The sequence below is a fragment of the Bacillus sp. OTU2372 genome (genome assembly GCF_038440275.1).
GTDB classification, from domain to species: Bacteria; Bacillota; Bacilli; order Bacillales; family Cytobacillaceae; genus Neobacillus; species Neobacillus bataviensis_B.
Genome location: NZ_JASATK010000007.1, coordinates 237,374 through 258,124, shown reverse-complemented (window position 1 = coordinate 258,124; position 20,751 = coordinate 237,374). Strand labels below are relative to the sequence as shown.

Below are 20,751 nucleotides of genomic sequence, written 5' to 3'. Positions count from 1 at the left end.
CCATTTGATGGCTCAGTAGCTCAGTCGGTAGAGCAAAGGACTGAAAATCCTTGTGTCGGCGGTTCGATTCCGTCCTGAGCCACCATTTGTTTTAATAAATTAAATAGTTATGGCGGCTGTGGCGAAGTGGTTAACGCACCTGATTGTGGTTCAGGCATTCGTGGGTTCGATTCCCATCAGCCGCCCCATTTTAAAATAATTTGCGGGTGTAGTTTACTGGTAAAACCTCAGCCTTCCAAGCTGATGTAGTGGGTTCGATTCCCATCACCCGCTCCAACATATGGGCCTATAGCTCAGCTGGTTAGAGCGCACGCCTGATAAGCGTGAGGTCGATGGTTCGAGTCCATTTAGGCCCACCATGATTTTTTACGAAAGTAAAATAGTCCATTGTTTTTTACGAAAACAAAGTAACTTGTAATTATTCCGCAGTAGCTCAGTGGTAGAGCTATCGGCTGTTAACCGATCGGTCGTAGGTTCGAGTCCTACCTGCGGAGCCATTTTATTTTATGGGGAAGTACTCAAGTGGCTGAAGAGGCGCCCCTGCTAAGGGTGTAGGTCGGGTAACCGGCGCGAGGGTTCAAATCCCTCCTTCTCCGCCATAAAATAAATGGCCCCTTGGTCAAGCGGTTAAGACACCGCCCTTTCACGGCGGTAACACGGGTTCGAATCCCGTAGGGGTCATAAAAAAACTGATAACAAAAGTTATCAGTTTTTTTTGTGTACTTTTTTCTAACCAATAAAATTGATCTCAAGTTGCCCAAGGGAAAAAAGGACTGTTTAAAACTCATCCTGCTTCTGTTCCAAGTTGCATTCAAAGTACCATTTCCTCTTCAGATTCATTATATCGATATAATTCAATTCAGATTCTAATATTTTGGGGAGTATTGATACCGTTTACATTTGCTTCTTTTCACTTAATTTTTTTACTTCAATTTTATTATTAAAAAAATAACTTTATTGCTCTCAATCAATAAAAAATTTTAAAAAAGATACTAGATTATTGTCGAATAACGAAGGATATTTTGTTGTTTACTGTCGTATGATGTCGGGTATTGAAATTATATGACAAGATTAATCAGTTAATGTCAGAAAAGATAAAAAAGTTTTACGAGGCATCTGGGCCATTTGCAATTATAATTGGTCAAGAAATACATATTTTCAATGAGATGAGGAGAGCCATGACGGTGAATACACTTTTTCCGACAGATTATCAGCTGCATTTGTTTCATGAAGGCAGCTACTTCCAGAGTCATCAGCTTTTTGGCGCTCATATCTTTAAAGATTCCGATAAAGTCTATACACGATTTTGCGTCTGGGCTCCTAATGCCTTTAAGGTAAGGCTCACGGGAAATTTTAATAACTGGAATGGTGAAGGATATGAACTGCAAAAGGTAAACAATGAGGGAGTCTGGATCATTATAATTAATCAAAATCTAGACGGCTGCATTTATAAGTACGAGATTATTACATCTTCAGGTGAAAAGCTCCTTAAAGCTGACCCGTTTGCATTTTATTCAGAATTAAGGCCCCACACCGCTTCTATTGTATATTCATTAAATGATTATGATTGGCAGGATAGTCACTGGCAGAATCGTAAAGAAAAGAAGAATGTTTTATCGGAGCCAGCGATTATTTACGAAGTCCATACAGGATCGTGGAGGAAAAAAGAGGATGGCAGTTACTTAACCTATAAGGAACTTGCAGCAGAACTTATCCCATATGTAATAGAGCATGGATTTACCCATATAGAACTATTACCTATCATCGAGCACCCGCTTGACGCCTCATGGGGCTATCAGGGGACGGGGTATTACTCTGTAACATCCAGGTATGGCACACCTGATGATTTTAAGTACTTTGTGGACCAGTGCCATCAGCAAGGGATCGGCGTCATACTTGACTGGGTACCAGGCCATTTTTGCAAGGATGCTCACGGACTTTACCGATTTGACGGCACCCACATTTATTCATACAGCACTGAATATGACAGAGAAAATGTAGTATGGGGTACGGCCAACTTCGATTTAGGAAAAGGAGAGGTCCAAAGTTTCTTAATTTCAAATGCGTTATTTTGGATCGATTACTTCCACATAGATGGCTTCCGGATGGATGCGGTAGCAAATATCATTTATTGGCCGGATACCACTAACGGAAAGCGCGAAAATCCCTTTGGAATTAATTTCTTGAAAAAATTAAATAAAGAAGTACATGATTTCGATCCCCATTTTCTCATGATTGGGGAGGACTCTACGGAATATCCTCATGTAACAGCGCCAGTACACTACGGCGGTTTAGGATTTGACTACAAATGGAACATGGGCTGGATGAATGACATGCTCGAGTATATGGAAACACCGCCTTATTTCCGATCAAAAGTCCATTCAAAGGTAACGTTTTCACTTTTCTATGCCTTTTTTGAAAACTTTATGCTCCCATTTTCACATGATGAAGTGGTTCATGGGAAAAAGTCACTATTAGATAAAATGCCAGGAGAATATGAGGAAAAGTTTGCCCAACTAAGGCTGCTGCTAGGATATATGTTTGCCCACCCTGGAAAAAAATTATTATTTATGGGGTTTGAAATAGGCCAATTTGCGGAATGGAAAGATAAAGAACAACTTGATTGGAACTTGTTGGATTATGACATGCACCGCAATTTAAACACATATGTAAAAGTATTAACTAAATTATATAAACGCTCAAAAGCACTTTATGAATTGGATCATTTGCAGGATGGTTTTGAGTGGATTGATGCTAACAACAGTACCCAATCTATTTTTTCCTTTATTAGAAAAGGAAAAAAGGAAGAAGATACCTTAATTATTGTCTGCAACTTTACGGGAGTAGAGTACCCGGTTTATAAGATTGGTGCTCCAAAAGCAGGCGAATATCGGGAAATTTTTAATAGTGATTACCAAGAGTTCGGTGGGTCAGGATTAATGAATAAGAAGACCATTTTAGCTTCTGAAGAGCCTTATCATGGTCAGCCATCTTCATTTGAGATTGCAATTCCCCCGTTCGGTTTTCAAATCATAAGGCCAGTTAAAAAGCGGAAGGAGAGAAAAGGTAATGGTAAAGAAAAAGTGCGTAGCCATGTTATTAGCAGGAGGGAAAGGAAGCAGACTTAATTCCCTTACGAAAGAATTAGCGAAGCCTGCAGTACCTTTTGGGGGGAAATACCGAATTATCGACTTTACATTAAGCAATTGTACCAACTCTGGTATTGATACTGTTGGGGTGTTAACCCAATACCAGCCGCTTTTATTAAATTCCTATATTGGTATAGGCAGTGCTTGGGACCTTGACCGCAAAGACGGTGGTGTAACAGTTCTGCCTCCATATGCCGAATCTTCAGAGGTTAAATGGTATACCGGAACCGCCAGTGCCATTTTTCAAAATTTAAATTATTTAAAGCAATACCAGCCGGAATACGTTTTAATCCTTTCAGGTGACCATATATATAAAATGAACTATGAGAGCATGCTTGACTATCATATTGAGAAAAGAGCCGATGCTACGATTTCTTTAATAGAGGTTCCATGGGCTGAAGCAAGCCGTTTTGGCATTATGAATACAAACGAAGATTTGAGAATTACGGAATTTGAGGAAAAGCCAAGCAATCCAAAAAATAATCTTGCCTCTATGGGCATTTATATTTTCAACTGGAGCATATTGAAGGAATATTTAGAGATGGATGAACGTGACCCTAATTCCAGTCATGACTTTGGGAAAGACATCATCCCATTGCTATTAGACGAAAATAAAAAATTGTATGCCTATCCGTTTAAAGGGTACTGGAAGGATGTTGGAACAGTCCAAAGTCTTTGGGAAGCCAATATGGATTTATTGGGAGAAGATTGTGATTTAGATTTATTTGAAAATGATTGGAGAATCTATTCCGTTAACCCAAATCAACCTCCGCAATATATCTCTCCAGATGCCATTGTCAGAGAGTCTCTGATAAATGAGGGCTGTACGATTGAAGGGAAGATAGATAAATCTGTGTTATTTCAAGGTGTGACAATCGGTAAAAACTCGATTATCAAAGAGTCTGTTATCATGCCAGATGCTGAGATTGGTGAAAATTGTTTAATTGAAAAAGCAATTGTACCTGGTGAGGTTAAAATACCGGACGGGACTGTGATTCGCTCCTTTGATGATGAGATCATCCTCGTAACGGAAGAGATGTTAAGCGGTCTTTATCCAGCCATATAGTATAAAAAAAGGTTGGTTAATTAATAGAAAATTCAGGAGGGAATTTGGAGTGAAAAGAAAGCTATTAGGCGTAATTGATGCAACAACCTACCACGAAGATTTGGAGGATTTAGTAATCCACCGCTCACTCGCAGCATTGCCATTTGGGGGGCGCTACCGCATTATCGACTTTATTCTTTCAAGTATGGTCAATTCAGGTATACGCAGTGTGGCAATCTTTCCAAAGATGCAATACCGTTCCCTCATGGATCATTTAGGGTCGGGAAAAAATTGGGATTTAAATCGTAAACGTGATGGACTTTTCTTTTTCCCATCCCCGATTGTAGAAAGTGATAGTAATAAAGTTGGTTCGTTTGAACATTTTGCGGCTAATATGGATTATTTTTACCGAAGCAGCCAAGAATATGCTATTATCTCTAACTGTAACACTATTGTTAATATGAACATTAGGCCAATCTTAGAGTGGCATAATGAGGCAAAATGCGATATCACTGAAATCCGTCATCAAGATGGACGTTCGATGGAAATGTATCTAATTAAAACTTCACTGCTGATCAAATTAATTGAAACAAGGCATGAGACAGGTTACACCTGTATGAAGGATGTTGTAACAGATCTAAATGCAGCGTATACGATTTGTCACTATGAATATAACGGCTATGCCGTAACAATAGATTCGATTGACAACTATTTCTCTACCAGTATGAAATTGCTCGAACCAAAGGTATGGAAGCAATTATTTTTAAAAGACCAGCCTATTATTACAAAAGTAAAGGATGAACCGCCTACTAAGTATGTGCAAGAGTCCGTGGTGAAAAATGCGATGATTGCAAACGGATGCCACATTAGCGGGACGGTCGAAAACAGTATTATCGCCCGTGGGGTGAAGATTGCCAAAGGGGCAGTTATTAAGAACTGCATTATTATGCAAAAGTGCCAAATCGAGGAGAACTGTTATTTAGATTCTGTTATTTTAGACAAGGACGTTAAGGTGGAGGCAGGTACTTATTTGGCTGGCACTGCACATGCCCCTTACGTTATTCGTAAAGGAACGAAACAAGGAGCGCTGATGAACTCGTGAAAATCTTATTTGCTGTATCGGAATGTGGCCCATTCGCCAAGTCTGGGGGACTTGCGGATGTCGCAGGATCACTTCCAAAAGAACTTAAGAGCCTTGGTACTGATGTCAGAGTAATTCTTCCGAAATATGGAACTATCTCAGAAGAATATAAACAGAAAATGAAGAAGGTTAAGGAATTTACTGTATCTGTAGGCTGGAGAAATCAATATTGTGGTCTTGAAGAGCTTACACACCAAGGGATTACCTATTATTTTGTTGATAATGAATACTATTTTAAACGAGAAGGTTTGTATGGTTATTTTGATGACGGGGAGAGATTTGCCTATTTAAATCGGGCTATTCTTGAGGCGATCGCCGAATTAGATTTTTATCCCGATGTCCTGCATTGTCATGATTGGCATACAGCGATGATTCCTTACCTTTTAAGAACGGAGTACTACAAGCGAAAAGGGTATGGTTTGATTAAGACTGTGTTTACAATCCACAATCTACAGTTTCAAGGAATTTTTCCAAAAGAAGTATTGGAGGATTTATTGGGATTGGATTATCAATCCTTCCAATCAGGCCATCTAGAGTTCTTTGGAAATATCAATTTTATGAAAGGCGGCCTTGTGGCTGCTGACAAAATCACGACCGTTAGCCCAACCTATAAAGAGGAAATTCAAACCCCAACTTTTGGTGAGAAACTAGATGGACTCTTACGAGCAAGAAAAGAGGACCTTATCGGGATCTTAAATGGAATTGATGAGGATTTTTACAATCCGGCAATTGACCCATTAATCGATCAAAATTATAAGGTGGATACCTATTCTAAAAAGTCAGTTAACAAAAAAGAGATTCAAAAGAAATTCGGCTTGCCGCAGAGTGCTGCAACACCATTACTTGTCATGATTACAAGGCTGACGAAACAAAAGGGGCTTGATCTGGTAAGGTGTGTTCTCAGGGAAATTTTGCAAGAGGATGTTCAGGTCGTTATACTGGGAACGGGAGATTTTGAATATGAAGAATATCTCCGCCAAGCAGCACGGGTGTATCCTGATAAATTAAAAGTTTATACCGGATTTAGCGAGGAACTTGCCCATAAGCTCTACTCAGCAGCCGACTTGTTTTTAATGCCGTCTCAATTTGAACCATGCGGCCTTGGACAGATGATTGCCATGAGGTATGGTGCTATACCTATCGTTCGCGAAACAGGGGGCTTAAATGATACTGTAAAGGCATATAATGAATTTACAGGCAGAGGAAATGGGTTCTCTTTCCAAAACTTTAATGCCCATGACATGCTTTATACTGTTCAGCGAGCACTAAGCTTTTATCATGATCAACCAGTTTGGAAATCAATTGTGAAGCAAGCTATGGAAAAGGACTACAGCTGGGCGCAATCAGCATTTAGTTATAGCCAGCTTTATGCAGAGCTCGTCTCAAGGAGTGAAACTCATGTTTTCTAGTAAAGCTAGTTTTAAGAAGACCTTCCTGAAAAGACTTGAGATGCTATGTGGGAAGAGCTTTTCTGAAAGTTCAGCACGGGATCAGTATCAAACCCTTGGCAGCATGATTCGGGAATTTGTGAGCAATGACTGGATTGCGACAAATGAACAATATCTTGCAGCTCAAGGAAAGCAGGTTTACTATCTCTCAATTGAATATTTATTAGGTAAGTTGTTACGACAGAATTTAATAAATTTAGGCGTTGAGGAAACCGTACAGATAGGACTTAAGGAATTAGGGATTGACCTCGATGAGCTTGAGGAGTTAGAAAGTGATGCAGGGTTAGGAAATGGCGGCTTAGGAAGATTAGCCGCCTGTTTTTTGGATTCACTTGCATCGCTTAATTTGCCGGGACATGGTCATGGCATTCGCTATAAGCATGGATTGTTTGAGCAGAAAATAGTCGATGGTTATCAAGTGGAACTTCCTGAGCAATGGCTGAGAAGCGGAAATGTTTGGGAAATTCGTAAACTTGACAGTGCAGTAAAAGTTCCGTTTTGGGGAAAGGTTGAACCGAGGATAGAGAAAGAACGTCTCGTCTTTCACCATTTGAATGCTGAAACGGTTACAGCGGTCCCGCATGACATGCCTGTTATCGGTTATAACACACAAACTGTCAATACATTAAGGTTGTGGAATGCCGAGCCATCACAATTTCCTATTGATGCCGATATATTAAAATATAAGCGCGAGACAGAATCCATTTCCGAATTTCTATACCCTGATGATACCCATGATGAGGGTAAAATCTTAAGGCTAAAACAGCAGTATTTTTTAGTATCAGCCAGTATACAATCTATCTTAAGAACTTACCGAAAACAACATCCCAGCTTAAATGAACTGCATAAACATGTGTGTATTCACATTAATGATACACACCCAGTTTTGGCTATCCCAGAGCTTATGAGGATCCTAATTGATGATGAAGGATATGAGTGGGACCAAGCATGGCACATTACGAAAAATACCATCTCCTATACCAACCATACGACTTTATCGGAGGCGCTTGAGAAATGGCCGATTCATATTTTTCAGCCATTACTGCCAAGGATTTATATGATTGTAGAAGAGATCAATGAGCGCTTTTGCCGGGAACTTTGGGAGCAAACCCCTGGTGATTGGAAGAGGATTAGTGATCTTGCCATCATAGCCGATAATTTTGTCAAGATGGCACATCTAGCTATTGTAGGAAGCTTTAGTGTAAATGGTGTCGCCAAGCTACATACTGAGATACTTAAGAAGAGGGAAATGAATCAATTTTATCAACTATACCCGGAGAAATTTAATAACAAAACGAATGGTATTGCTTACCGACGTTGGCTGTTAAAGGCAAATCCGAAATTATCCTCGCTCATCACTGACGCAATTGGGCCCTCTTGGATGAATTCAGCTGAGGAGCTTAATCATTTACAAAATTATCAAAATGATTCGTCGTTCTTAGACCGGCTTTTAAAGATAAAAAATGAAAATAAACAGCGGCTTGCGGATATCATTTTGGATAAAACAGGAGTGGCAGTAGATACTGAAGCTATTTTTGATGTACAGGTAAAACGGCTTCATGCCTACAAGCGCCAGCTTTTAAATGTTCTACACATCATGCACCTATATAACAGGATAAAGGAAGATGCAACTTATCCGATTGTCCCAAGGGTGTTTATTTTTGGTGCTAAAGCTTCGCCTGGGTATTATTATGCAAAAAAGATTATCAAATTAATTAACACTGTGGCTGAACAAGTCAATAATGACCCAAGGGTGGGAAATAAACTAAAGGTGATTTTCCTTGAAAATTATCGGGTTTCCCTAGCTGAAAAAATCTTTCCGGCCTCAGATGTTAGTGAACAGATTTCAACTGCTAGTAAAGAAGCCTCAGGTACAGGGAATATGAAGTTTATGATTAACGGTGCCTTAACTGTGGGGACTTTGGATGGAGCTAATATAGAAATTAAAGAATTAGTTGGCCCATCAAATATCTTTACATTTGGATTAACTTCAGACGAAGTCCTACATTATTATCAGCATGGCGGCTATAATTCCCGCGAGTATTATCATCATGATTATCGAATCAGGCAGGCAGTTGATCAACTCGTCAATGGATTCTTTCCTGGTGTTAATAATGAATTTGAACCGATATTTGATTCGCTGCTAGAAGAAAATGATCAATATTTTGTCTTAAAGGATTTCGCTTCTTATGCAAAAGTGCAGGAACAAATAGGTCAACAATTTGCCGACAAGAGCGGGTGGCAGAGGATGAGTTTAGCTAATATTGCTCATGCCGGCCATTTTTCGAGTGATCGCACCATTCGGGAATATGCGGATGAAATTTGGGGGATTAAGTCTCTTAAGTAAGAAAAAAGCTTCTGCCATTGGGCAGAAGCTTTTTTTCTATTGTCCAGCACCTAGGAAAAAATGAACTACTTTTTTCCCTGAACAAGGCGCTTCCGCTTTTCTTATGAAAAGAAATGACCGATAAAAATGCCAATAGCGAGTAAGAATCCAAAAATGGTATTGGTTTGAGCAGTTGCAATCATGGCAGGTGCCATTTTAAGTGGCACATTATTCTCAATAAACCCTTTTATTGCTTTAACTGGTTTTGGAACACTCAATATGACTATAGCTGTCCAGAATGGAGCAATACCACTGATGATAAGTCCCAAAATCCAAAGATAAGAAAAGGTAAACATACCAGCTAATAGATAAATCGCCTTCTTCTTACCTAATAAAATCGCTACTGTTTTACGGCCATTCTCTTTATCACCATCAAGGTCGCGGATGTTATTAGAAAGCATAATCATACCTACTAAAACCATACTAGGTACGGAGAGAAGAATACTTGAATGATCAACAGTTCCAGTTTGGATAAAGAAAGAAATTAAAATAATCAGCATGCCCATAAAGAACCCTGAAAGAAGCTCACCAAATGGTGTGTAGGCAATTGGAACAGGGCCTCCTGTGTAGAAATAGCCGACGGCCATACAAACGAGCCCCACAATGGCTAACCACCAGCTGCTATTGGCACAAATATATACTCCAAGCAATAAAGAAATGAGATAAAATCCAAAAGCAAGATTAATGACGGTTTTTGGCTTGATTCCATCCCGAACAATGGTTCCGCCAATTCCTACGGATTCTGCTGTATCCAAGCCTCTCTTAAAATCGAAGTATTCATTAAACATGTTTGTAGCCGCTTGTATTAACATACTAGCAACCAGCATGGCAAGAAAAAGGCCGATATGAATTTTACCGTTCTTAAGAGCTAATGCCGTTCCAAGCAGAACTGGAACAAACGATGCTGTAAGTGTATGAGGACGGGTCATTTTCCACCAAACTTGAAAACCGCGGTTAGCTTCAATGTCCTGCTTTGAGTTTTGTTGTAAATTTGACTGCATATATTCTCCCCCTTGTAAATTTTCTCTCTATATTATGAAGTTTTACTAGCGTTTAGGGTTGTTTCCCACACCTAAGTGTATTGGAATCCCCTATTTAGTGTCAATTAATTTTTGTTTTCAAAACTAGAAGATAATCCCTGTTCGATTATTATCTGCTTTTCGTGGAAAACTGAAGGTATAAAAACCGATTTTCACTCTCTTTTAGAATTTTGATATATAATAAGGTATAAAGCTGTGCAGGTAGTGATTAGAATTATTGACTTATTTACAATGGGAGTAGTATCTTAGAATAGGCTTTAAGATGAATGGATAACAGTCATTTCGGCTGTTTTGGAGGGATTTGTTTGATTACCATTCAAGAAACAGAAATAAAAGAAAGGGGTCTTTTAGGGGTAAATCGGGCGCGAGAATTAGGCCGGCCCATTTTAATGAGTGTAGTTCATAAGATGGACACGACTAATCCTTTATCCTTTTTTAATGCTGGAAAAGACCGTTATTGCGGGGAACGTTTTTTTTGGAAAGACCCGACAAACGATATGGTTTTAGTTGGACTAGGAATTTCAAAGCAAATTCAATCGGATCAGGCTGCTGACCGCTTTTTTCATGTTGAAAAAGAGTGGAAAAGCTTTTTAAAAGACGGTTTTATTTTTAATCAATATAAAGTTGACGGTGTTGGACCTCTTATGTTTGGAGGCTTCTCATTTGATCCTTTTAAAGAAAAAACAGAACTTTGGTCCAAATTTGCAGATTCTTTATTTCACATCCCCAAATTCTTATTGAGTATCGCCCGTGGTGAAACCTTTTTAACCACAAATATTATTTTTACACCAAATGATGATTTATCACTTTATAGCAAGAGTTTGGAAGAAAGAAATCAACTGCTTGATTCATTAAAAACAAGGATTAGCACAAAATCTCCCTCATTAATGAGGAAAAATGAAATCTTTCCTGAAAGATGGAAGCAAACGGTTGATGGTGTTGTGAAAGAATTAACAAATGGACCATTGAAGAAAGTAGTCCTTGCTCGTGAGCTAAGATTAGTATTTAGTTCGGAGGTTGAAGCAGAAACAGTCCTTGAAAGTTTATATAAACAGCAGCCGGCAAGCTATATTTTTGCTTTTGCATCGAATGGAGATTGCTTTATAGGAGCATCACCAGAACGGCTTATAAAAAAACAAGGCGATGAAGTCTATTCGACCTGTTTGGCAGGTTCGATTTCTCGTGGTAATACAGAAGAAGAAGATCAGATATTAGGACAGACTCTTTTAGCTGATCAAAAAAATCTGATTGAACACGGTTATGTAGTCGAAATGATTAAAGAAGCACTCGAGCAATCGTGTAAAGAGGTTATTTTACCTGATAAACCGCAATTAATGAAAATGAGGGATATTCAGCACCTTTATACTCCGGTAATTGGAAAGTGTGGTCCAAACACATCCCTTTTGTTACTTGTAGAGAAGCTTCATCCAACACCTGCTCTTGGCGGGCTTCCCAAAACTTTAGCGGTAGAAAAGATTAGAGAAGTAGAAGAGCTAGACCGAGGACTATTTGGCGGACCACTCGGATGGGTCGATTATCAGCAAAATGGTGAATTTGCTGTAGCTATCCGTTCTGGGCTTATCCAGGAGCAAGAAGTCTCCTTGTTTGCCGGGTGTGGTGTGGTATCTGATTCAAAATCTGAAGATGAGTATTTGGAAACTGCTTTAAAGTTTAGACCAATGCTTCGCGCTCTTGGAGGAAAATAATTATGAATCATCAAGAATCATTAACTGCTTATATTGCAGCCTTTGTTTCAGAACTTGTCTTAACTGGTATCACTGATGTAGTCGTTAGCCCTGGTTCGAGGTCAACTCCGATGGCAATGGTCATGGCTGAACACCCTGATTTAAAAGTTCATATCCATGTTGATGAACGTTCAGCTGCTTTTTTCGGACTAGGGATGGCTAAAGCAAAAAACATGCCTGTCGCCATTTTGTGCACATCTGGTACGGCAGCAGCTAATTATTTTCCCGCGATAGTGGAGGCAAAATATTCCCGTGTTCCTTTGCTTGTCCTAACAGCTGACAGACCACATGAATTAAGAGAAGTGGGAGCTCCTCAGGCCATTGATCAACTGCATTTATATGGCCAGCATGTAAAATGGTTTGCTGATATGGCACTGCCGGAGAACAGCAATGAGATGCTCCGCTATGCGAGAACCATTTGTGCAAGAGCCGCAGCTATTGCAACCCAAGCACCTGCAGGACCTGTACATTTGAATTTTCCGTTCCGGGAACCACTGATCCCGAAGATAGACGAAAGTCTCTTTGCGCTTTCAGAACGGCCAAAGGGGTATGTCAAGGTTCATAATGGCGATATTACGATAAACGACGAAGAGGTCCAGGTTATTGCGAAAGATTTGACAGGCAAAGAAAAGGGAATAATTGTTTGTGGTAATATAACGGATGAAAAATTTGCAAAAGCAGTCACAGACCTAGGAGCCAAATTAAACTTTCCTATTTTAGCCGACCCCTTATCACAATTACGAAGTGGACGCCATAAGCTTGAGAATATTATCGATGCTTATGATACCTTTTTAAGGAATGAAGATGCGAAGTCCTTTCTTAAGCCGGACGTTGTATTACGATTTGGAGCAATGCCAGTTTCGAAAGCGTTAACGATATTCCTAAAAGAGAATCAAGGTGCAGATCAATTTGTAATAGACGGCGGGGGCGGCTGGCGTGACCCTTCCGCATTATCATCGAATATGATTTTTTGTAATGAAACGATGTTTTGTGAAAAATTAGTTGCGTATTTGGACGCGAACTCTTCTTCCACGTTTTTAGATGATTGGCAAAAGGTGAACCAGCTGACAAAAGAAAATTTGGCGGTTATCCGTGATGTACAAGAATTGAGTGAAGGAAAGCTGTTCTATCAATTAGTCGACCAGCTTCCAGAAGAAGCTACCCTTTTTGTGGGTAACAGTATGCCTATTCGTGATTTAGATAGCTTTTTTTTAAGTAATCATAAATCGATTAAAGTAATGGCCAATCGCGGGGCCAATGGGATTGACGGGACCGTTTCAACAGCAATCGGTGCTGCTGTTTATACAAAATCCTTATACTTAGTGTTGGGGGATTTAACCTTTTTCCATGATTTAAATGGTTTGATTGCAGCCAAGCTTTATGATATTGATATTCATATTATTCTCATTAATAATAATGGCGGGGGAATCTTTTCTTTTCTTCCACAATCCGAGCATCCTCAGCATTTTGAACTATTATTTGGTACCCCATTGAATATAAACTTTGAGCATGCTGTTAAAATGTTTAATGGAAATTACAACAAAATAGCAACTTGGGATCAACTTGGAACCTTATTAAAACAAAGCCTTCATCAAAAAGGGATCCATGTTTATGAGATTGAAACAAATAGAGACAGAAATCGTGATGAACATCGTGAACTTTGGCGTTCTGTTTCCCAGGAAATATCAAATCTTGTCGATGGAGCGCAGGAATGATTGTGGTTGTCGACGGGATTCGCTACCATCTAGAGGTTAGTGGTGAAGGATTTCCGCTAATCTTACTGCATGGCTTTACGGGCGATTGGTCTACCTGGACATCCTTTTTTGACAAATGGGGCAGCCACTCGAGGCTGATCGTTCCTGATATCATTGGACATGGCGAAACAGGATCACCTGAAGAACTAGGACTTTATCAAATCGAATCCATGGCAAATAGCTTAAATACCATATTGGAGAAAACAGGTGTTGATCAAGTAGACTTGCTCGGGTATTCCATGGGCGGCCGGCTTGCTCTAACTTTTGCGCTGCTTTTCCCGAACCGAGTCCGAAAGCTCATTTTGGAAAGTGCATCCCCTGGTCTTAAAACCGAGAGCGAGAGAGAAGTTCGCCGTATGAATGATGCAAAACTTGCAAACTTTATAGTAGACGAGGGATTGGAGTCTTTTGTTGATTATTGGGAAGATATTTCCTTGTTTCAAACAATGAAGAGACTTCCTGCTTCAGTAAAAAACAAAATAAGAGAACAGCGCTTAATGAATTCTCCCTTGGGACTTAAAAATAGTTTGCTTGGAATGGGGACCGGTTCACAGCCATCTTGGTGGAAGCAGCTTGACCAATTAAGCTGTGATGTTTTGCTCCTTACAGGCAGTGAGGATCAGAAGTTTTGTCGAATTGCAGAAGAGATGGCAGTTAGGTTAAAAAAAGCCACCTGGATGGTCGTTGAAAATAGCGGACATGCAATTCATGTGGAAGAACCTGAAAAGTTTGGTACAATAGTAAGTGACTTTTTGTCAAATCAATAATAAAAGGAGGACATCATTTTGGCAGTAGAATGGGTTCCAGGAAAAAAATATGAAGAAATTCTATATGAAACTTACAATGGGATTGCAAAAATCACCATTAACCGTCCACATGTACATAATGCTTTTACACCGAAGACTGTTATGGAATTAATCGATGCTTTCGCATATGCCCGTGATGATTCAAGGATTGGCGTTATTGTATTAACTGGTGCCGGAGATAAAGCATTTTGTTCCGGTGGAGACCAAAAGGTAAGAGGTCATGGAGGATACGTTGGAGAAGACCAAATTCCTCGCTTAAATGTTTTAGATCTGCAGCGCTTAATTCGTGTAATTCCAAAACCGGTAGTAGCAATGGTAAAAGGCTATGCGATTGGCGGCGGTCATGTTTTACATATCGTATGTGACTTAACGATTGCGGCGGATAATGCTATTTTTGGTCAAACAGGTCCTAAAGTAGGCAGCTTTGATGCAGGGTATGGTTCTGGTTATTTAGCAAGAATTGTCGGTCACAAAAAGGCCCGTGAGATTTGGTATCTCTGCCGTCAATACAATGCACAGGAAGCATTGGATATGGGCTTAGTCAATACGGTTGTTCCGCTTGAGCAAGTGGAAGAAGAAACAATTAAGTGGTGTGAAGAAATGCTTGAGAAAAGCCCAACTGCTCTTCGTTTCTTAAAAGCTGCATTTAATGCTGATACAGATGGTTTAGCTGGTATCCAACAATTTGCCGGTGATGCTACATTGCTTTATTATACAACTGATGAAGCAAAAGAAGGCCGCGATGCCTTTAAAGAAAAACGGAAGCCTGACTTTGGTCAATTCCCGCGTTTCCCTTGATTTGAAGATTCCCTTCTGCAGCTTGATGGTATCCATCAGGCTGTTGTTTTTATATAGAAAAAAGAGGGTGCAAAAATGCAAAATGAATCAATGCCTAATTTATTAATCAAACGTGCTCTTTTAACTCCAAATCGGATTGCTATTTATTTTCAAGACCAAACGTTAACATTTCATGACTTATATGAGTATTCCTTAAAAGTGAGCGGGAGACTTCAAGCGCTGGGCATTCGGAAAGGGCAGTTCGTGGGTGTATTATTGAAAAATCATTTGGATACGGTTACGATTTTATTTGCTCTTCAGTTACTTGGAGCTCGAGCGGTTATTTTGAATAATCGATTGACGGCAGCAGAGCTTGTTTTTCAATTAAGGGATTCAAGATCGACCTTTCTGATTCTAGAGGAGTCCTTTACTCAAACCGAAGCAGTGATTACTGAACAAATCGACCAATTGACAACCATTACTAAGACTAAATTAACTCAAATAAAGCCAGAAGAACCTTATATACAAGAAGAAATCAGTCTCACTGATATCTGTACTATTATGTATACATCAGGTACAACGGGGAATCCAAAAGGAGTAATTCAGACATACGGAAATCATTGGTGGAGTTCAACAGGCTCAGCCCTTAATCTCGGAACAATAGATAGTGATTGCTGGCTCTGTGCGGTTCCTCTTTTCCATATTAGTGGTTATTCGATCTTAATGCGCAGTGTTATTTATGGGATGCCGATCGTTCTTCATGAACATTTTGATGTGGAGCAAACGATAAAAGATATTCAACTAAAAAAGGTAACGATTATGTCAGTAGTGGGTACCATGTTAACCCAAATCGTTGAAGCGCTGGAGGACAGACGGTTAACCGCCTCATTCCGTTGTATGTTGTTAGGCGGCGGGCCAGCACCATTACCATTATTAGAAGCATGTGTGAAAAAGGATATTCCTGTTTTTCAATCGTACGGAATGACGGAAACCTCTTCACAAATTGTCACACTATCCCCAGAAGACAGTTTGCAAAAACTTGGTTCTGCAGGAAAACCCTTATTCCCTTCCCAGCTCAGAATTGAGCTTGAAAATGGTGAGACAGCCAAAGCGGGAATGCCTGGTGAAATTGTGGTTAAAGGTCCAAATGTTACTCCTGGGTATTTAAACCGCTCGGAAGCTACCGAAGAAAAGATACGTGAGGGCTGGTTATATACAGGCGATATTGGTTATCTTGATGAGCAAGGATTTTTGTATGTAAAAGATCGGCGAAGTGACTTGATTATCTCCGGTGGAGAAAATATCTATCCTGCTGAACTTGAAGCAATCCTACTGGCACACCCAGATGTAATGGAAGCTGGCGTAACCGGAATCGAGGATAAAAAATGGGGACAGGTTCCTATTGCCTTCATTGTAAAAAAGAAAGGCACAAATCTATCAGGTGAGGAGTTGCAGCGATTCTGTATGGAGCGTCTCGCGAAGTACAAATTGCCTAAGGCTTTTTATTTTACGGAACAGCTGCCCAGAAATGCAGCTAAGAAATTATTGCGAAGAAAACTGAGAGAGTGGGTGTAAGGGGATGAAAATTGCTCAGGTTGAGCTTTATATTGTTCAAATGCCCCTAAAATCCCCATTTTTAACGCACTTAGGTGCAGTAGCCCACCGTGAGGGGATTATTGTAAAGATTATGGATCAGGATGGCTGCTTTGGACTGGGAGAGGGAGTGGCCTTTTCGACACCATGGTATACAGAAGAAACAGTTGCGACAAGTTTACATATGATTACAGATATATTAATTCCCTTGTTGAAAAAGAATCCCATTCAGCAGCCAGAGGAAGCTGCCCTGCTTTTTAAATCGATTAGAAGAAATCATATGGCGAAGGCAGCCCTTGAAACGGCTTTATGGGATTTATACGCAAAACAAAACTCATCCCCCTTATCCGCCCTTCTTCACGGGACCCGTCAGGTAATTGCTTCGGGTGTAGTCGTTGCCACAGATTCTGCTGCAAATGCCCTTAAACAAATTGAGCAGTATCTCGAGGAGGGGTACCAAAGGATAAAGGTGAAAATTAACCCCCAACAGGATTATTCTTTTCTAGCCGAAATACGAAAAGTATATCCTGAGCTGCCGATTATGGCAGATGCTAATTCCGCCTATACCTTAAAGGATATCGAACGGCTAAAGGCGTTAGATGAATTTAATCTGCTCATGATTGAGCAGCCGCTCGCCCATGACGATATCATTGAACATGCTTTACTTCAAAAAGAAATCAGCACGCCCATTTGTTTAGATGAAAGTATTGTAAGTTTTGATGATGCAAGAAAGGCCATCGAACTAGGAAGTTGTCAGGTCATTAATATTAAAGTCGGCCGTGTGGGCGGTCTTTATGAAGCCAAACAAATTCATGATTACTGCTTTGCCCGGCAAATTCCTGTTTGGTGTGGGGGGATGATCGAGTTTGGAATCTCACGTGCCCATAATATTGCTCTGGCCTCATTGCCAGGGTTCACGATTCCAGGAGATATATCTGCATCCAACAGATTTTGGGAGGAAGATATTATCCTGCCGGAGGTGCAAGTGAAAGGTGGCTTTATTAAAGTGCCTGATGAGCCGGGGATTGGATTTAGCCTTAATGAAAAGAGACTGAAAGAAACGTTATTATCAACAAGAACATTTCGATTTTAAATTGAAAAAAGGTGAATCAAGCAGATGCTGATTCACCTTTTATGTTTTATTTAGGACAGCTCAACAGGTTCAAATGTTTTACAATCAGTTTCTCTGCTATTATCAGCTGTTTCGCCTGTATGGCTAACAACATAAATTTGATCCGCACTGCATCTATTTCCACTTGCCCAAAACGTACAGTTATTTACCTCACACAAAACATCTTTTGCCATTTAGTATCACTCCTTAAATTAGGATACATAGATAGCATTTGAGGAATGATCGGATAATATCCCTTCCATAAATGGGGAGATTACTTTCTGCCCAGCTTGATTTGTTTTAAGTATCGTTTATCATTCATAAACAGGCTCCAAAAGTAAATAAACCCTGGAAAAAGGATCGCGAAACCGACAATATAGGTGATAAAAATAGCACGAAAAGAATTAGGGTCAGTAAACGCCGAATGAATCGTTACTTTGGGATAGACAATATAGGGCAAATGGGCTTTACCATAGACATAACTGGCTAGTAAATACTGGATCGTTATTGCAATGACTGATAAACGAGGCCATCCCTTAATTTTTGATTTATTGGAAGGAAGTAATAAACCCACTCCTCCAATTAAGAAGAAGGCCAATGATAAATAGAGGAATGGCAGGTCATTCATCATTTTATTATAAATCCAAGCAGCTTCTGATTTTAATGTAATCATGATCAAAAAAGCCATTAATAATGAGATTGGACCGATAAACAAAGCATCCCGACGGTAGGCATTGTAGGCGTCAAATTCCTCGGAAGCTTTAGAGTAATCCGCTAACAAAAGGGAGGAAAGAAACAATGTACTCGAAATGGCAAAGCCAAAAAAAGCGTATTCGTTCGGGCTCGAGAATAGTCCAGCTAGATCTAATGTTTGGCGGTTGTTAGAAAAATTAACATATTCGCCATGTGTAATAGGCAGGACACTGATTAATAAGCCGGGAATTAAAATCCCGCAAATTCCGGAAATATAGGTTAGCGGCTTTTTATATTCATCTGCAATATTAGAAAAAACAAGAAATGCGCTTCGAATGGAGAGCAATAACAAAATGAGACTACCTGGTATTAACAAAATCGTTCCAAGCGTATAAGCTCCCCTAGGAAACAAACTATAAACAGCTACGACCAGGGCCACAATAAAAGTATTTGTTACCTCCCACGTAGGAGAGAGGTAACGATTAGCAATATTTGTTGCCTTTGTTTTTTCCCGATTAATATAAAACATGGACCAAAATCCTGCCCCAAAATCCATTGTTGCCATAACAGCGTAGATAAACACAAATCCCCATAAGACTGTTACCGCAAGATAAACATCCAACATGTTGGTTCCACCTCTTTAAGAATTTGAGCTAAATAATGGCACGCCCTTTTGATCGGCCCGGTTTAGATCATCCACAACGGAATTCTTTTTAAAATAATATCTAAGTACAAAGAGTACTGAGAAAGCCAAAATAGCATATACCAAAGCAAACAAGGCAAAAAGGATGCCAAGATTGGTCGAAGTCGTGACGGAATCGGCTGTAGACAAAATTCGATAAATCGTCCAAGGCTGCCGGCCTGTGCAAGCAAAAATCCAGCCAAACTCAATCCCTAAAACCGCAAGAGGACCCGAGGCCACATACAGCCACATCAGCCATTTTGGGAAAGTATCCTTTTTAAAAATCTTTCTTAATGCTAGTCCAAGGAAGGAAATAAGGATCAGCAGAGACCCCACCCCAACCATGGCATTAAATAAAGTATGCACGAATAACGGCGGCCAATATGGTTCAGGGAAATCGTTCAGCCCTTTCACAACTGTATCAAAGCTGTTTCCTGCTAAAAAGCTCAGGGCCCAGGGAATCTCTAGTCCATACTTAACTTCCTGTGTTTCTCTATCTGTAAGACCGCCAATCGTTAGGGGGGCATGGGATTGCGTTTCAAATAGCCCCTCAGCCGCAGCAAGCTTTTCCGGCTGGTATTTATGTAAGTATTGGGCTGACTCATGGCCATTCAAGGCGGTTAATAAAGAAAATATTCCCCCGACAACCAAACTTAACAGCAAGGCTTTCTGATGGAAACGATAGACCCTAGACGTACCTTCTGCTTTTAACATTTTATACGCCGACACGGTAGCCACGATAAAGGCTCCAGTGGTATAGGCTGACAATGCCACATGTCCGGCTGTCACAAAAAAGCTTGGATTAAAAAAGGCGGCCCAAGGATCAATATCAACAATCTTTCCATTGACAATGTTAAAACCTGCAGGTGTTCCTTCAAAGGCATGGACATTTGTAATTAATACCGCCGATCCCATTGCCCCAATCGCGACAAGAACAAGGCTTGTAATCCTCATCCACGGCGCAATTCTTTCAGCAGCGTAAACATAAATGGACATGAAGAGTGCCTCGATAAAAAAGGCATAGATCTCAATTTGAAAGGGTAGCGGCATGACTCTTCCAATTACCTCCATGAACCCCGGCCAGAGTAATGATAATTGAACCCCTGCAATGGTTCCGGTTGGAATTCCTACTCCAAGCAGGACGGCAAAGGCCTTTGTCCATCTTTTGGCCATGACCACATACTCGATATCTTTTGTCTTTTGATAGATAAGCTCTGCTGTCAATATCATAAAAGGCAGTCCAACGCCGATTGTTGCAAAAATAATATGAAACCCCATAGTTGTTCCAAATAAACTCCTTGCAATCACTAAATCACTCATGTAATTCTTCCTTTCTCTGCAGACACATATGAATTTATTGTTTGCAGGGAAAGGATTCCTA

15 protein-coding genes and 7 tRNA genes are annotated in these 20,751 nt (G+C 40.1%); 18 read left to right on the top strand and 4 right to left on the bottom strand.

Annotated elements, in window-relative coordinates:
- The first annotated feature begins 9 nt into the window (after window positions 1-9).
- The 12 genes from AAHB15_RS14400 (at window position 10) to AAHB15_RS14345 (ending at window position 9,130) form a co-directional block, all read left to right on the top strand.
- Window positions 10-85 (top strand) — tRNA-Phe (locus tag AAHB15_RS14400).
- A 27-nt stretch (window positions 86-112) separates the two neighbouring features.
- Window positions 113-188: transfer RNA gene (locus tag AAHB15_RS14395), tRNA-His, on the top strand.
- Between the two features lie 14 nt (window positions 189-202).
- Window positions 203-276 (top strand) — tRNA-Gly (locus AAHB15_RS14390).
- Window positions 277-282: 6 nt separating this feature from the next.
- A tRNA-Ile gene (locus AAHB15_RS14385) sits at window positions 283-359 on the top strand.
- Between the two features lie 63 nt (window positions 360-422).
- Window positions 423-497: transfer RNA gene (locus AAHB15_RS14380), tRNA-Asn, on the top strand.
- Between the two features lie 11 nt (window positions 498-508).
- Window positions 509-599, top strand: a tRNA-Ser gene (locus tag AAHB15_RS14375).
- Between the two features lie 10 nt (window positions 600-609).
- Window positions 610-681 (top strand) — tRNA-Glu (locus tag AAHB15_RS14370).
- A 497-nt stretch (window positions 682-1,178) separates the two neighbouring features.
- Window positions 1,179-3,128: a 1,4-alpha-glucan branching protein GlgB gene (gene glgB, locus AAHB15_RS14365; RefSeq protein WP_335574483.1), complete on the top strand. Its 1,950-nt coding sequence runs from the start codon at window positions 1,179-1,181 to the stop codon at window positions 3,126-3,128.
- Window positions 3,070-4,215, top strand: coding sequence for a glucose-1-phosphate adenylyltransferase (locus AAHB15_RS14360; RefSeq protein ID WP_335574484.1), 1,146 nt, complete (start codon window positions 3,070-3,072; stop codon window positions 4,213-4,215). Before glgB ends, AAHB15_RS14360 begins: the two co-directional genes overlap by 59 nt.
- Window positions 4,216-4,264: 49 nt before the next feature.
- The gene (locus tag AAHB15_RS14355; protein WP_342042643.1) at window positions 4,265-5,296 is read left to right on the top strand and encodes a sugar phosphate nucleotidyltransferase; all 1,032 of its coding nucleotides are present in this window, start codon (window positions 4,265-4,267) and stop codon (window positions 5,294-5,296) included.
- Window positions 5,293-6,744, top strand: a complete 1,452-nt coding sequence (gene glgA, locus AAHB15_RS14350) for a glycogen synthase GlgA (RefSeq protein ID WP_342042642.1) — start codon at window positions 5,293-5,295, stop codon at window positions 6,742-6,744. The genes AAHB15_RS14355 and glgA overlap by 4 nt, the downstream gene beginning before the upstream one ends.
- Entirely contained in the window at window positions 6,734-9,130 is a 2,397-nt protein-coding gene (locus tag AAHB15_RS14345) for a glycogen/starch/alpha-glucan phosphorylase (protein WP_342042641.1), read from the top strand. The genes glgA and AAHB15_RS14345 overlap by 11 nt, the downstream gene beginning before the upstream one ends.
- A gap of 101 nt (window positions 9,131-9,231) precedes the next feature.
- On the opposite strand, the gene AAHB15_RS14340 is transcribed toward AAHB15_RS14345, so the two are convergent.
- Window positions 9,232-10,170, bottom strand: a complete 939-nt coding sequence (locus AAHB15_RS14340) for a 1,4-dihydroxy-2-naphthoate polyprenyltransferase (protein WP_335574488.1) — start codon at window positions 10,168-10,170, stop codon at window positions 9,232-9,234.
- 344 nt (window positions 10,171-10,514) lie between these two features.
- Here AAHB15_RS14340 and AAHB15_RS14335 point away from each other — a divergent pair, with 344 nt between their 5' ends.
- The 6 genes from AAHB15_RS14335 (at window position 10,515) to menC (ending at window position 17,977) form a co-directional block, all read left to right on the top strand.
- Window positions 10,515-11,915 carry an isochorismate synthase gene (locus AAHB15_RS14335; RefSeq protein ID WP_335574489.1) on the top strand — a complete coding sequence of 467 codons (1,401 nt, stop codon included), beginning with the start codon at window positions 10,515-10,517 and terminating at the stop codon, window positions 11,913-11,915.
- Between the two features lie 2 nt (window positions 11,916-11,917).
- Window positions 11,918-13,669 (top strand): 2-succinyl-5-enolpyruvyl-6-hydroxy-3-cyclohexene-1-carboxylic-acid synthase, encoded by a 1,752-nt coding sequence (menD, locus tag AAHB15_RS14330; protein WP_335574490.1) that lies wholly within the window; start codon window positions 11,918-11,920, stop codon window positions 13,667-13,669.
- Window positions 13,666-14,475 carry a 2-succinyl-6-hydroxy-2,4-cyclohexadiene-1-carboxylate synthase gene (gene menH, locus AAHB15_RS14325; protein WP_335574491.1) on the top strand — a complete coding sequence of 270 codons (810 nt, stop codon included), beginning with the start codon at window positions 13,666-13,668 and terminating at the stop codon, window positions 14,473-14,475. Before menD ends, menH begins: the two co-directional genes overlap by 4 nt.
- Before the next feature lie 18 nt (window positions 14,476-14,493).
- A complete protein-coding gene (gene menB / locus AAHB15_RS14320; RefSeq protein ID WP_098532224.1) occupies window positions 14,494-15,312 on the top strand; it encodes a 1,4-dihydroxy-2-naphthoyl-CoA synthase in 819 nt (272 codons plus the stop codon).
- A 75-nt stretch (window positions 15,313-15,387) separates the two neighbouring features.
- Window positions 15,388-16,866 carry an o-succinylbenzoate--CoA ligase gene (locus tag AAHB15_RS14315; protein ID WP_335574492.1) on the top strand — a complete coding sequence of 493 codons (1,479 nt, stop codon included), beginning with the start codon at window positions 15,388-15,390 and terminating at the stop codon, window positions 16,864-16,866.
- A 4-nt stretch (window positions 16,867-16,870) separates the two neighbouring features.
- Window positions 16,871-17,977 carry an o-succinylbenzoate synthase gene (gene menC, locus AAHB15_RS14310; protein WP_335574493.1) on the top strand — a complete coding sequence of 369 codons (1,107 nt, stop codon included), beginning with the start codon at window positions 16,871-16,873 and terminating at the stop codon, window positions 17,975-17,977.
- A 50-nt stretch (window positions 17,978-18,027) separates the two neighbouring features.
- Here the strand turns inward: menC and AAHB15_RS14305 are convergent, their stop codons facing one another.
- From AAHB15_RS14305 to AAHB15_RS14295, 3 genes are all read right to left on the bottom strand, one after another.
- A complete protein-coding gene (locus tag AAHB15_RS14305; protein ID WP_098531957.1) occupies window positions 18,028-18,189 on the bottom strand; it encodes a DUF1540 domain-containing protein in 162 nt (53 codons plus the stop codon).
- An 80-nt stretch (window positions 18,190-18,269) separates the two neighbouring features.
- A complete protein-coding gene (locus tag AAHB15_RS14300) occupies window positions 18,270-19,313 on the bottom strand; it encodes a cytochrome d ubiquinol oxidase subunit II (protein WP_335574494.1) in 1,044 nt (347 codons plus the stop codon).
- A 15-nt stretch (window positions 19,314-19,328) separates the two neighbouring features.
- Window positions 19,329-20,690, bottom strand: coding sequence for a cytochrome ubiquinol oxidase subunit I (locus AAHB15_RS14295; RefSeq protein ID WP_335574495.1), 1,362 nt, complete (start codon window positions 20,688-20,690; stop codon window positions 19,329-19,331).
- Window positions 20,691-20,751 lie beyond the last annotated feature (61 nt).